The organism is Niveibacterium umoris (assembly GCF_014197015.1).
GTDB lineage: Bacteria > Pseudomonadota > Gammaproteobacteria > Burkholderiales > Rhodocyclaceae > Niveibacterium > Niveibacterium umoris.
In genome coordinates this window covers 1,599,350-1,612,015 of the sequence record NZ_JACIET010000002.1, presented here as the reverse complement: position 1 = coordinate 1,612,015, position 12,666 = coordinate 1,599,350, and the positions used below count along the sequence as shown (strand labels likewise).

The 12,666-nt window shown below is 66.6% G+C and carries 9 protein-coding genes; 1 reads left to right on the top strand and 8 read right to left on the bottom strand.

Annotation, left to right across the window (positions count from 1 at the left end):
- The 6 genes from GGR36_RS19465 to GGR36_RS19440 all read right to left on the bottom strand — a co-directional run.
- Positions 1–1,307, bottom strand: a 1,307-nt coding sequence (locus tag GGR36_RS19465) for a type VI secretion system Vgr family protein (RefSeq protein WP_183636983.1), incomplete at its 3' end; no start/stop codon positions are given.
- Positions 1,308–1,440: 133 nt separating this feature from the next.
- Positions 1,441–2,490, bottom strand: coding sequence for an NADP(H)-dependent aldo-keto reductase (locus tag GGR36_RS19460; RefSeq protein ID WP_183636966.1), 1,050 nt, complete (start codon positions 2,488–2,490; stop codon positions 1,441–1,443).
- 14 nt (positions 2,491–2,504) lie between these two features.
- Positions 2,505–4,259: an ABC transporter ATP-binding protein gene (locus GGR36_RS19455; RefSeq protein ID WP_183636963.1), complete on the bottom strand. Its 1,755-nt coding sequence runs from the start codon at positions 4,257–4,259 to the stop codon at positions 2,505–2,507.
- Positions 4,249–5,994 carry an ABC transporter ATP-binding protein gene (locus tag GGR36_RS19450; protein WP_183636949.1) on the bottom strand — a complete coding sequence of 582 codons (1,746 nt, stop codon included), beginning with the start codon at positions 5,992–5,994 and terminating at the stop codon, positions 4,249–4,251. Before GGR36_RS19450 ends, GGR36_RS19455 begins: the two co-directional genes overlap by 11 nt.
- Positions 5,995–6,119: 125 nt before the next feature.
- A complete protein-coding gene (locus GGR36_RS19445) occupies positions 6,120–7,922 on the bottom strand; it encodes a caspase family protein (protein ID WP_183636934.1) in 1,803 nt (600 codons plus the stop codon).
- A 142-nt stretch (positions 7,923–8,064) separates the two neighbouring features.
- Positions 8,065–9,684, bottom strand: coding sequence for a methyl-accepting chemotaxis protein (locus GGR36_RS19440; RefSeq protein WP_183636931.1), 1,620 nt, complete (start codon positions 9,682–9,684; stop codon positions 8,065–8,067).
- A gap of 56 nt (positions 9,685–9,740) precedes the next feature.
- Here GGR36_RS19440 and GGR36_RS19435 point away from each other — a divergent pair, with 56 nt between their 5' ends.
- Complete coding sequence (locus GGR36_RS19435) at positions 9,741–10,886, top strand: CE1 family esterase (protein WP_183636927.1); 1,146 nt, start codon at positions 9,741–9,743, stop codon at positions 10,884–10,886.
- Positions 10,887–10,962: 76 nt separating this feature from the next.
- Here the strand turns inward: GGR36_RS19435 and GGR36_RS19430 are convergent, their stop codons facing one another.
- Both GGR36_RS19430 and GGR36_RS19420 read right to left on the bottom strand, forming a co-directional pair.
- A complete protein-coding gene (locus tag GGR36_RS19430) occupies positions 10,963–11,595 on the bottom strand; it encodes a DUF642 domain-containing protein (protein WP_183636925.1) in 633 nt (210 codons plus the stop codon).
- Positions 11,596–12,020: 425 nt separating this feature from the next.
- Complete coding sequence (locus GGR36_RS19420; RefSeq protein ID WP_183636920.1) at positions 12,021–12,557, bottom strand: superoxide dismutase family protein; 537 nt, start codon at positions 12,555–12,557, stop codon at positions 12,021–12,023.
- Positions 12,558–12,666 lie beyond the last annotated feature (109 nt).

The following is a 12,666-nucleotide window of genomic DNA, read 5'->3' as shown; positions in this document are numbered from 1 at the left end:
GGCGTTGGCGCGGCACCGCGCTGCCACGGAAACTGGATCTTGATGCGGTGGTCGCGCGTGGTGCTGACGGTTTCGCCCTCGACACCGACGACGCGAGCCGTGTGGCTACCGGGTGCGCGCGGCCGGGCGGGCATGTCCGGCACGATCGGTACGGCGGCGGGCAGCGCGGCGAAGCGGTTACGGTAGGTGCCACGTTCAACGCCCACCACTGTCAGCAATTCGCGTGCGTCGGAATCGAGGTTGTTGGCCGCTTCGTGTTCCACCCACAGCACCGTGAGTTTCGGGTCGCGTCCCGACAGGCCGCCAAAGGCGTCGTGATCGACCAACGTGAAGCGCTGCGCCGGCGCAAACACCCGCACGGACGATTCCCCGGCCCAGGTCTTCACCGCGCGTTCCTGCGCCTGCATGCGCAAGCCGGCCATGCGTTCGGCAGCCGCAGAATCGGCGTAGCGGCGCTCGCCCTCGCCGAAATACTGTTCAAGCGCCGGCAACTCGCCAGCCGGCCAGGCGCTGGTTTGTTGCGCGGCGGTGGCGACCAGCGCGGTGTCGTCCCATGCGGAAAGGGTGACCTGTGTGCTGCGCACTTCGCGCCAGGCGCCAAAGCTATGGATCGCGTCGGCGCTGTCGGTGGCGGAGAGGCGGGTGAAGCGCACGCTCGCCTGCGGGCAGGCCGGCCAATCAGCCGCGGGGTCGGCGATGACCAAGCGGTGTTCGTCACCACTCTCCGCATGTTCAAACCAGTACGACAGCCCTTCTTCCGCGAGCAGCCGCTGGACAAAATCGAAATCCGTTTCGCGGTACTGGGTGATCAGCGGGCGCGGGGCGATGGTGCCGGCGTTTGCGACCCGCACATCGAAGCGGGCGACCGGGTAATCACCCAATACAGCCTGCACGACGTCCAGCGCGCTTTGATCCTGAAAGATGCGGCTGGTGCGGCGGTGGCGCAGGAATGCGAGCCAGGGTTCGAGCACCAGGCGGTAGCGCGCCAGCCCACCGTCTGCGCCCAACTGCGCTGCGTGGGTGACATGAGCATGCCAGCGGCGCAGGCTGCCATCCGCTTGCCGCAAACTCAGCGTGACGCACTCGCCGATCAGCGGCTTCAGATCAATGTGCGCGGAGGGGGACAGGCAGTCCAGATCGAAACAGAACGTCTCCGACAGCGCTTCGCGACCGGCGAAGCGCTCCGGCAACAGCGTATCGGCAGCAAGCGGTGTCTTGAGTTCGAGCAGACGGGCGTGCTGCGACAGCGCGCGGTAGAAGGCGTCCAGCCCGGGCAGAGCGGCAATGAGCGTGTCGAGCGAGAGCATGCGGAGTCCTGCAGGCTTGCGGGGTGCGCAAAGTTAGCAGTTTTGCATACGCACTTGGCATTTTCACTGAGCACGCCAAGCCGCCCGGGAAGCTTGTCACGCTGCCCGCTCAACCGCGCCGCGGGCGCCCCGCTCAGGGCGCCGGGTTGGGAATCTGCTGGTGGATCGCCTCGATGCCTGCCAGCACTTCTGGCGACAAGCTCAGTGCTGCACTTTCAAGGTTGCTGCGCAGTTGCTCCAGCGTCGTTGCGCCGATGATGTTGCTGGTCACAAAGTCGCGTGAGGTGACGAAGGCCAGCGCCATCTGGGCCGGATCAAGGCCATGCTCCCGCGCGAGCGCCAAATAAGCCGCGGCGGCACGCGCAGTGTTGGGGTTGGTGTAGCGCTGGAAACGCTCAAACAAGGTAAGCCGCGCGCCCGCCGGCTTGGCGCCGTCGAGGTACTTGCCGCTCAGCACGCCGAAGGCGAGCGGCGAGTAAGCCAGAAGCCCCGCCTGCTCGCGGATGGCGATCTCGGACAGACCGATCTCGAAGGTGCGATTCACCAGGCTGTAAGGGTTCTGGATGCTTGCCACGCGCGGCAGCCCGGCTACATCAGCCAGCATGAGGAATCGCATCAGGCCCCAGGGGGTCTCGTTCGACACACCGACATGGCGAACCTTGCCGGCCTTGACGAAGTCCGCCAGCACGCCGAGCGTCTCGACGATCGGCGTCGTGACTTCGTCGGCAATGTGCTGGTAGCCCAGCTGCCCGAAGCAATTCACGCTGCGGTCGGGCCAATGCAGCTGGTAGAGGTCGACGTAGTCCGTCTGCATCCGGCGCAGGCTGTCGTGCAGCGCCGCCTCGAGGTTGGCACGATCGAAGAAGGTGTTGCCGCCGCGGATATGGCGCGGGTTGTGCGGTTTGCGCACCGGGCCAGCGGCCTTGGTCGCGAGCACCACATCCTTGCGCCGGCCGCTCTTCGCCAGCCAGGTGCCGATGTAGGTCTCGGTCAGTCCCTGCGTTTCGGCGCGCGGCGGCACCGGGTACATCTCCGCGGTGTCGATGAAGTTCACGCCGGCATCGAGCGCGCAGTCAATCTGCGCATGGGCTTCGGATTCGCTGTTCTGCTCGCCCCAGGTCATGGTGCCAAGGCAGATGGCACTCACCTTCAGGCCGGTGCGGCCGAGTTCGCGGTATTCCATCGGGACCCCTTCGACTAGTCTTCGATCTGCTGCAGTTCGTAAAGGCGGCGGTAGATGCCGCCGTCGATCGCCATCAGATCGTCATGGTGGCCGCGCTCGGCGATGCGGCCATGGTTGAGTACGGTGATCGCGTCGGCATCGCGGATCGTCGACAGCCGGTGTGCGATGGCAATGATCGTCACCCGGCCGCGAAGTTCCGCCAGCGCGGCTTGCACCACCTGTTCGGTTTCGCTGTCGATGTGCGAGGTGGCTTCGTCGAGCAGCAGGATCTTCGGTTGCCCTGCCAGCGCACGCGCGATCGCGATCAGCTGTTTCTGCCCCACCGACAGGCGCGCGCCCCCCTCGCCCAGCGGCGTGGCGTAGCCCTCGGGCAGCGCGAGGATGAAGTCGTGCGCACGGGCAGCGCGGGCGGCGGATTCGATCTCGCCATCGCTAAGCCCGCGCCCCATGTCGATGTTCTCGCGTGCATTGGCGGCGAGGAGGAAGGGCTCTTGCGGCACCAAGCCGACGGCGCTGCGGAAGGTGGCGTCACCCAGTTCGCTGATCGGCGTGCCGTCGATCTCGATCGCTCCGCACTGCGGCGCGTAGAAACGCAGCAGCAGCGCGAGCAGCGTGCTCTTGCCGCTGCCGGTGTGGCCGACGATGCCGTGGAAACTGCCGGCGGCGATCGTCAGCGACAGATCATGGATCACCGGATGGGCCGGGTCGTAGCCGAACGCGAGCTCACGCAGCGCGACTTCCCCGGCGCCGATGCGGCCGCTTTCGCCCGCCGGCGCGGCCAGCGGTTCGGCGAGCAAGGTACCGACGCGCGACGCAGCAATCAGCGATTGCTGCAGTTGCGAGAACTGCAGCGTAATCTGGATCAGCGGCTCGATCACGCGTGCCATCAGGCCGACGAAGGCGTACAGCACGCCCACCTCGGCCACGCTGCCGCGCCCGGCGAAACTCGCCAGCACACCGACCAGCAAGAGCACATTGAGCAGATCGAGTGCGGGGCGCAGTAGCCAGGCGTTGGCGCGCAACTCGGCGCGGCGGGCTTCGTAGTGCGCGCGGTTGGCCTGCTCGAAGCGCGCGGCAAAGCGCCCGGCGGCGCCGGTGGCCTGCAGCACCGGCATGCCGGCGATCGATTCGGCAATCTGCGCGTTGATCTCGCTGCGCAGCTCACGCGCACGCGCCACGGCCGGCGCAGAGAGGCGCTTGTAGAACCAGACGATCCCGATCACGGCCGGGATCAGCAGCGTCACCACGCCCATCAGGCGCGGATCCAGCCAGGCCATCGCGGCGAGCGATCCGCACAGCACGATCACGCTGTCGAGCATCACGAATAGCACCTGCACGTACAGTGCCTTCACCGCCTCGGTGTCGTTCGTCACCCGGCTGACAAGCTGGCCGGTGATCGCACGGTCGAAGTAGGCGACCGGCAAGCGCAGCACATGGCCGTACACCCGCTCGCGCAAGCGCTGCACCGAACGGGCGGCGACGCCGGACAAGCTCAATAGCTGCAGGTAGCGCAGGCCGTTGGCGCACCACACGGCGAGCAGACTGCCGCCGATCAGCAGCGCGATGCCGCCGATATCGGCGCGGCGCGGGATCAGGTAGCCGTCGATGAAGGCCTTGCCCAGCATCGGCCCCAGCACTTCGAGCCCGGCCGCGCAGGCAAGCCCGAGCAGTGCGATCAGCAGCCGCCGCGATTCGGGTCGCGCAGCCTGTGCCAGCAGCGCCGCAGCGCGGGCGAGGTCGCCGCTAGTGTTGTTGTGTTCAGGCTGCATCGAGGCTCGCCTCCAGTTGCTGGTAGCGCCACTGGCTGGCGTACCAGCCGTTGCGTTCGAGCAGTTCGGCATGTGTGCCGGCTTCGATGACGCGCCCATAGCGCAGCACCAGCGTGTGCTCGGCATCCATCACCGCCGAGAGCCGGTGGCTGACGATGATCACCGTGCGGCCGCGGCGCGCGTCGCGCAGGTGGCTCAGGATGCGCGTCTCGGTTTCGGTGTCGACCGCCGAGAGCGCGTCATCGAGCAGCAGGATCGGCGCGTCCGACAGCAGCGCGCGCGCAATCGCCACCCGCTGGCGCTGCCCGCCGGAGAGCGACACGCCACGCTCGCCGACCGGTGTTTCGTAGCCCTTGGGCAGGCGCAGGATATCGTCGTGGATCGCCGCCAGCCGCGCGGCCCGCTCGATCTCGGTGCGACTCGCATCCGGTTTGGCGAGTGCGATGTTGTCAGCAATCGACGCCGAGAACAGGAAGGCCTCCTGCGGCACCCAGGCCATCGCGGCACGCAGCGCATCGAGCGAATAGTCGGCGAGCGGCCGGCCGCCCCAGCGCAACGCACCCGATTCGGCCACGTCCTGACGCAGCAGCAAGCGGATCAGCGTTGATTTGCCGGCGCCGGTGGCGCCTACGAGACCGAGCGTATGGCCGGCTTCAAGCCGCAGATTGACGGCGTCGAGCGCCGGAGCCGTCTGCCCCGGGAAGCGGTAGGTCACCTCGCCCAATTCCAGCGCCGCATCACCGGCGGGCGCTGCCAGCGTGCCGTGATCCGGCATCTCCGGCGCGGCTTCGAGCACCGGCTGCAGGCGCTCCCAGGCGGCACGGCCCCGCTCGATCAGCGACAGCACATGGCCCGCCGCGAACATCGGCCAGATCAGTTGCCCGAGATACATCGAAAAACCAGTCAGCAGGCCGATCGTCAGCTCGCCCTGCCACACCAGCCAGCCGCCCAGCGACAGCGTCAGCGCGCTGGCGGCCGACAAGGCGAGGCCGACCGCCGGTTCGTAGGCCGCTTCCCAGCGCTGCGCGGTGTCGCCGGCCTTTGCAGCAGCCGCTGTGAGTTCGGCGAAATGCGCGCTGCTGCGCGCCTCCAGACCCAGCGCGCGCACCGTGCGCACCCCGGCCAGCGTTTCCTGAACGTGATCGTTGAGTTTGCCGAAACGGGCGAGCGAATCGCGCCATGCATGGTGCACATGGCGCGAGATGCGCCAGAACGCGAAGGCCATGAAAGGGAACGACAACAAGGCAGCAAGGCCCAATCGCCAGTCGATGCCCAGCGTCATCATCGCGACCACCAGGATCAGCGTCATCGTGCCATCGAAGCCCGCGAGCAGCGCTTCACCAACGGTGAGTTCCACCGCGTCGATGTCGTTGGTCGCCCGCGCCATCAGGTCGCCGGTGCGGCTGCCCTGGAAGAAGCGCGCGCCCTGCAGCGTGAACTGGCGGTAGAGCTTGGTGCGCAGCTCAACACCGAGCTGGTAGGCGGCGGAGAACAGCGCCAGCCGCCAACCCACCCGCAGCACGTAAATCGTCAGCCCCATCGCGACGAGGATCGCGAACTCGCCCAGCAGCGCGCTCGGCGCGACCTGACCATGCACCAGCCGGTCGATGATCGCCGCGACGCGGCGTGGCACCCACACGGTCAGGATCGCGATGCCGGCCAGCATCACGGCAGAAGCGGAATAGGCGCGCCAGTGGCGGCGCACGAAGGCGGCTACGAGGGCTGCGAGACTCATCGGGGTGTCCGGGGCGGGAAGGCACTCGCCGCAGCCGGGTGGGCGCAGCGGGCGAAGGCTCGCATTCTACGGCGCGAGCTTGCCCGCGATGTGTCGCCGATGTAACGCGGGGGGGCGAACGCCGATCAGCCTCGCCGCGCCGTTCTTCGCGGCGCCGCCGCCCACGGAATGTCGGCCTGCAGTACCGCCTTCGGCCCCACCCACTGCGGCGTCTGCACATAGCCCAGATCCTTGATGCGCGCCTGAACGCCTTCCATCAGCTTGGCAAAACTCAGGTTGCGCCCGCGCCGCCGCTCCGCACCCAGCATCTCGCTCAGACAATAGGTGAAAGCACCGTAGGAGGTGACGCCGTGGCGATACTCGGCCGCCAGCTGCGATTCGCGGCAGGCATAGAGCAGCACCGGCAGGTAAGGCCCCTGATGGCCGTAGGCCTTGCGGGCGGCATCGTAGTGCTTGTCATCGTGACCGCGCAGGCCGGTCGCGCAGCCCAGGCGCGACATGCCGCGCGCATTGGTAACGGTGTTCTTGTCGGCGGCGACGCGCGCCGCCTCTTTCTGCGCCGACACCCATTCGCGCGGCACCCACATCTGCGAATCGGCGTCCCAGCGCAGCGCGCGGTGGCGGATGTCGTCGGGCGGCGTCAGACCGCGCGGACGGCCGCCGTCGCGTGTCATGCCGCCGGAGTGGCAGCAATCGAACATGGCGATGAAGCGCGCGTCGTAGGGCAGTTGCGTGTAGAGCTCGCGGAACTGCTTGTCGGTGATGGCATGCGCGGCAGTCCAGTCGAAGTCGACCGGGCACAGGCATTCGTCCATCCGGTCGCTCTCGCCGCGCGGATTCAAGGACGGCATCTGCGCGCCATGGCCGGAGTAGAACAGGAAGCGCTCGTCGCCGGCGCGGGTGTCGTCGAGCAACCAGTGCAGGCGTTCGACAATACCCTCGGCGGTGGCGCGCGAATCGAGCACCACGCGGATCTCGTCCGGCGCAAAGCCCGATTCCTGCAGCGTCGCGCTCATGCGGAACACGTCGTTCACACAGCCTTCAAGGCGCGCAGCAGGGTCGGGGTACTGGTTGATGCCGATCAGCAGCGCCTTGCGGTTCGGTGCCGGCGCCGCGGCGCGCTTGCCGCGGCCAGCGTTGCCACCGCGCAACGCAGCGTCAAAGACCTTTTCGCCCAGCGCACGCGACTTCGATGGCGGGGTGAAGACGCGGCGCCAGACATCTGCGACGGTTGCCGGATGGCCAAGGTAGAAAGCAGCATCGTGGTTGAGCAGGTCGTTCGGCTTGTCGAAGGGGGTCTGCACCTGGGTGAAGCTGGCATCGTCGAGCCTGATCGGCGCGGTGAAGACATGGTCGTTGCGGTTGTAGAGGTGATACCAGTGCCCGATGCCGCTGATCGGCACGATGCGCCCGCCGAACACATCGCCGCGTACCGCGGGGTTGGCAATCTGCGAACCGAAGGTGATCAGCTTGCGGCCAGCCATTGGTGCCGGACTCTGCGTGAAGGTGTCGTAGGCGATCAGCGTGCCGAGGCTATGCGCGCACACCAGATCCGGCTCTTCGGCCGCGAGCCGCGTCGCAAGCAGTTTGCGCAGGTCGGCACGCAGGGTTTCGTCGGCGACCCATTGCGCCACCATGCCGGCCGTCCAGCGCACCGTGCTGCCGACCTCCCCTAGCCCGCGCGTGCCGGCGCCTCCAGTGAAGAGGCCGCCGATACCGCTTGCCAGCAAGCGCAGGCCGGCCTCGGCGTAGTCGTTGAAGTTGGCGCCCGACTTGGCGAACAGCGCGTCGTATTCGAGATAGGCGAAGCTCGGTTCCATCGCCTCTCCAGCGGCCAGCAAGGCACCACGGATCGCCGCTTCCCACGCGGGGCGGAAGGCGTTGTCCTTCTCTTCATGGCTGACGCCGTGGATGCAGAAGATCTTCATGGTGGGCTCCAAGGCAGAGGTATTTCATGGGTGTAGCACAGCATTGACCCGCCTTGCAGTTTTTCGACTTCCGCCCGCGCGATCGCAAGCCTCCGCGCAGCGTGAACGACCGTGGAAGCCGGACATTCGCGCCCACTACGCGTCACAAGCGGTAGGGTTCCACCACCGCGTTCATCCGTTGCGCGAGGTCGGCCAGTTCATGGGCGAGGTGGGCGCTGCTCTGGGCGGCACCTGCGCCTTCTTCGGCCATCTGCGCGATGCGTTCGACGTTCTGCGCCACCGCGGTGCTGGCGCTGCCCTGTTCGCGCATGGCGTCGGCGATCTCGCCCACGGTTTCGACAGTGCGGCGGCTGCCCGCTTCGATACGGGTGATCGCTTCGCTGGCGTTGCCGGCGCGCGTTACACCGGATTCGACCCGTTGCACCGCAGTGGCCATGTGCTGCGAGGCGGCTGCGGTTGCGCCGCGCATGGCTTCGATGGTCTGCCCGATCTGCTGGGTGGACAGCGCGGTACGCTCGGCCAGCTTGCGCACCTCATCTGCCACCACCGCAAATCCGCGGCCCTGTTCGCCGGCCCGGGCCGCCTCAATGGCCGCGTTGAGTGCGAGCAGATTGGTCTGGTCCGCGACTTCCTTGATCACCTGCACCACGCTGGAAATCTGTTCGCCCTGCTCGCCGAGGCTGACGATCTGCGCCGACGCCGCATGCACGATGTCGGCGATCTCGTTGATGTCGCCCACGGTCTGCTCGATCACCCGCTTGCCATCGCTTGCCTGTTGCCCGGAGGCGTCCGCAAGTTCGCGGGTTTCCCCGGCGCGATCGCCGACATGGCTGATGCTCACCGTCATCTGCTCGACGCTCGCCGCCATGCTGGCTGCCGCGGTGCTTTGCTGGTCCGACGCAGCCGCCACCTGGCGCGAGGTGCTGGCCAGCGCGCCCGCCGATGCGGCCACCGCGGAGGCCGACTGCTGGATTTCGCCGAGGTTCGCATGCAGGCGTGCGATGAGGCGGTTGAACGCACCGGCCATCAACCCGAGTTCGTCTTCACCATGCACCGGTGCGCGGACGGTGAAGTCCAGATCGCTTTCGATGCGGATGACGCTGGTTTCCAGCGCATGCACCGCACGCATGATGTCGCGCACCAGCAGGAAGCCGGCGGCGAGTACCAACGCCGCGCCAACCACGATGATGCCCCACGCCAGCAACTGGCCGTTACGCGAATCGGCCTCGGCGCGCGCGCTCTGTTCGTCGGCCAGGCGCTTGTGGTACTCGTTGTGGGCCTTGAGGTTTGCAGTTACCGCGTCGCCGGCCGGCTTCCAGCGGCTCACGATGATTTCGCGCGCCGCCGCAGTGTCGTTGCGGCGCGAGGCCTCGAGGACCTCGGCAAGGATCACCACGTAGGCGTCGACCGACTTGCGATCGGTGTCGAGCAAGGCGCGGTCGGCGTCGTCGACCAGGTGCTCTTCGTAGTGTTTGAGCGCGTCGGCCACCGCACTGCGAGCAGCGTCGATGGTCTGCTCGAGTGCGCTTTTGCGCTCAGCAGCATCGGCGAGAATGTGCGCGTAAGCATTGACGCGGATGAGGAAGAAGTTGCGTTCGATCGCGGTGAGCGTCTCGATCGCCGGCAAGGTTTTCTTGTGTACGCCATCGAGACTGTTCATCGCCGTGCGGGCGACGAATCCGCCAACGAGGCCGACGGCGACCAAAGCCAGGACGGCCCCCCAGACCAGCAACCAGAGACGCTTCGCTATGCTCAGTTTCATCGGGATACTCCGTTTCAGGAGAATGATCGGCGCCCCGGCCGCATGCTGGGGCAAGAATGGTGACGACGGTCGTACCGGCGAACGCTAACGCATCGGGATCGGCGCCTTCAGCCAAAACTTTAGGCGCCCGTGACGTATGTTTTGATTGCCATCAAGTGACTTGCCCCCCGCGGATTGGCACGGTGAATTCAGGCCACCGGACCCCCGAGAGAAAAACGGAGATACGTATGAGAATCAAGTGCTTGGTCATTGCATGCCTCTCGATTTTCATCGCAGCAGCGGCGTCGGGCGCGACGGTTTCTCAGGCTGAATTGCAGCGCCCGGAAGGTGTTCGTCACTATCTGGTGGCGACACCGGTGCGGTCGGACGTCGGCAAGCATCCGCTGATCGTCCTGCTACACGGCCACACCGGCAGCGCAGCACAGGTGCTCGGGCAAAAGCACACGGCCGCACCGATGTCGACGTGGCTGGCGATCGCAGATCGCGAGGGGCTGGTGGTGGTCGCCCCGGACGGCGCGCGGGGCGACGACGGCAAGCAGGGCTGGAACGACTGCCGGGGTGATGCCAGCTCGAATCCGAAGACCGACGACGTCGGATTCATCGACGCGATCATCGCGCGCGAGATCGCCGAGCATGCGGCCGACCCGGATCGGGTCTTCGTGATGGGCATGTCGAACGGCGGCATGATGGCTTTCCGGCAGGCGATCGAGTCCCGTCACGGACTCGCCGGCTTCGCAACGATAGGCGCCTCGATGGCGTTGCAGAACCGTTGCCGGTCACCCCTGACGCCAGTGACTGCGCTCGTCGTGGCAGGGACTGCCGACCCGCTGGTGCCGTACACCGGCGGCACCGTCGGATTTCACCCCGGCGACGCGCGTGGCGGCGTGATCGGCGTCGAAAAGGCCGTCGACGTGTGGCGCCGGCTCGCCGCGCTGCCGGATACGCCGGCTACGGTCACGACTTTCGAACACCGTGACGCGTCGGATCCGACCCGTGCAATCCGCACCGTGTGGGGTGAGGATCCGAAACGCGTGCAAGTGGAACTCGTGAAAATATCCGGCGGCGGGCATATCGAACCCAGCATCACGCAACGCATTCACTGGCCCTACACCAAACTCGTCGGCAAGCAGAACGGCGATTTCGACATCGCGGAAGAAGCCTGGCTGCTTTTCAAGAACAAGCGCAGAGCGGAGCCGCATTAGCGCGCCGGTCGCACCACCTTGAAAAGAAAAGGCGCACCCCGAAGGGCGCGCCTTGATACCGACCGCGTTGCGGCGATCAGCGGGTACGACGACGGGTGATCACGCCAAGGCCGAGCAGACCTGCCAGCAGGGTGGCCCAGGACGAGGGTTCCGGCACAGCCGAAACGCTGACCTTGTCGAGCGAACCGCCGTAGCTGTCGCTGACGCCCGCGGCCATGAATCCGAGGGTCGACATCGGGCCGGTCGCGACGAAGTTGAAATCGATCTCCTGCCAGACGTTGCCGGACTTGCCGATGCCACTGCCCGAAGCGGTCTTGGCGACCGTTCCGTTCAGCAGCGCGAGGATGTCGTTCGAGTTGCTCGCCACACCCTGGCGCGGCGAGTAGAAGAACGACACCTTGTAGCTCTGGCCGATCGTCGTCTCGAAGGCTTGCGAAATCCACGAGTTCTTGGTCGTGTCGAGTTCGACGAAGTTCTTGCCGTCATAGGCCGTGCCGGCAACGTTGTCGCGGATCTCGACGCCCTTGCCACCCACTTGCCAGCCGGCGAGGGAGGAGTAGATGTTCCAGGTGCCAGCCTTCTGGCTGACGCTTTCAAAGCTACCGTTTTCGATCAGGTTGATCGGCGCCGCCGAGGCGGCCCCGATCAACGCGAAGCCGGCTGCGCTCACCAGCGCGGCACGGAAGAATCGCGAGCTTACAGGGGTCATTGAATGCTCCTAGGGGAAGTAATCGTGTTCACGCAGTGATGCCTCTGCCGGGGCCGAAACGAGTTCGATCTGACAGATCTCCTGCGACAACATGATATTTCCATCGCTAAAAGCAATTTTGTTGATTGTTGTTGCGGCGCGGAATTCTTCACGCTTTTCCAACGAGAGGCTGGCGCGCGCACCGGATTGGCGCGTGTTTTCACCGTGCTGGCGCGCGCAGGCGGGCAGAGACGGGCGCGCAGCACCCGCACGGCCCCTGCCCGGCACGCCGCAGCGGGGTCTTTGTGCCGCCCGGCAACTAGCGGGGACGTCAGCGGCGGCGACGCCTGTGGCAGCGCCTACGTCCCGGTCGCATCAGCTGACACCAGCACCGTTGCCAGCGGCTTGGCGAACGACGCCGGGCGGCACCCGGCCACGCGCCCTCCTCAGCCAGCCGTGATGATGCCGCAGCCGATCCGGGGGCCCGCGTTGCCGAGCGGTTGCGAATGGTAGTCGTCGGCGTCGCGGTGCACGATCACGGGCTTGCCGACGATGCCGTACTTGCCCGGGGTCAGCGTGATGGTGTCGACATCCTGCGACAGCACGCCGACACCGCTGGCGTCCGTCTTCAGGTTGAACATCGCGCCGGCATGGCGCATTTCGGTTCCCGGGTGTCCATGCGGATGCTGGTCGGGATTCAGGTGCCCCGCGGTCTTGGTGCCGTCGCCGGAACAGTCCGCCACATCATGGACATGGAAACCATGTTCCGCGTTGGGCTTGAGGCCAGAGACACGGGCATCGACATGCACCTTGCCGCCCGGAATCTCAACGAAAGAAACGGCGCCCATCGGCGCGAGGCCTGCCGCTGCGGCTGAAGCAGTCGGGCGGATTTCGGCGACTGCGCGCAGCGGTGCCGGCGGGGTGCTGGCGCAGGCGGACAGCAAGCCCAGCAGGAACAGCGTGGGCAGCGTTTTCTTGTGCATGGTGTGATCTCCGATGGGGTGACGGTTTTTCATCGTAGATCACGCGCTCGTCCGCCGCCTTGAAAGAAAACGGCACGCGCAATGCGTGCCGTTTGCGTCGAGCTGCGGG

What these genes read in the sequence shown, in the direction of transcription:
- GGR36_RS19445 (WP_183636934.1), bottom strand. Translation starts at nt 7,922, where the DNA reads ATGAAGATCTTCTGCATCCACGGCGTCAGCCATGAAGAGAAGGACAAC.
- GGR36_RS19420 (WP_183636920.1), bottom strand. Translation starts at nt 12,557, where the DNA reads ATGCACAAGAAAACGCTGCCCACGCTGTTCCTGCTGGGCTTGCTGTCC.
- GGR36_RS19460 (WP_183636966.1), bottom strand. Translation starts at nt 2,490, where the DNA reads ATGGAATACCGCGAACTCGGCCGCACCGGCCTGAAGGTGAGTGCCATC.
- GGR36_RS19440 (WP_183636931.1), bottom strand. Translation starts at nt 9,684, where the DNA reads ATGAAACTGAGCATAGCGAAGCGTCTCTGGTTGCTGGTCTGGGGGGCC.
- GGR36_RS19430 (WP_183636925.1), bottom strand. Translation starts at nt 11,595, where the DNA reads ATGACCCCTGTAAGCTCGCGATTCTTCCGTGCCGCGCTGGTGAGCGCA.
- GGR36_RS19435 (WP_183636927.1), top strand. Translation starts at nt 9,741, where the DNA reads ATGGTGACGACGGTCGTACCGGCGAACGCTAACGCATCGGGATCGGCG.
- GGR36_RS19455 (WP_183636963.1), bottom strand. Translation starts at nt 4,259, where the DNA reads ATGCAGCCTGAACACAACAACACTAGCGGCGACCTCGCCCGCGCTGCG.
- GGR36_RS19450 (WP_183636949.1), bottom strand. Translation starts at nt 5,994, where the DNA reads ATGAGTCTCGCAGCCCTCGTAGCCGCCTTCGTGCGCCGCCACTGGCGC.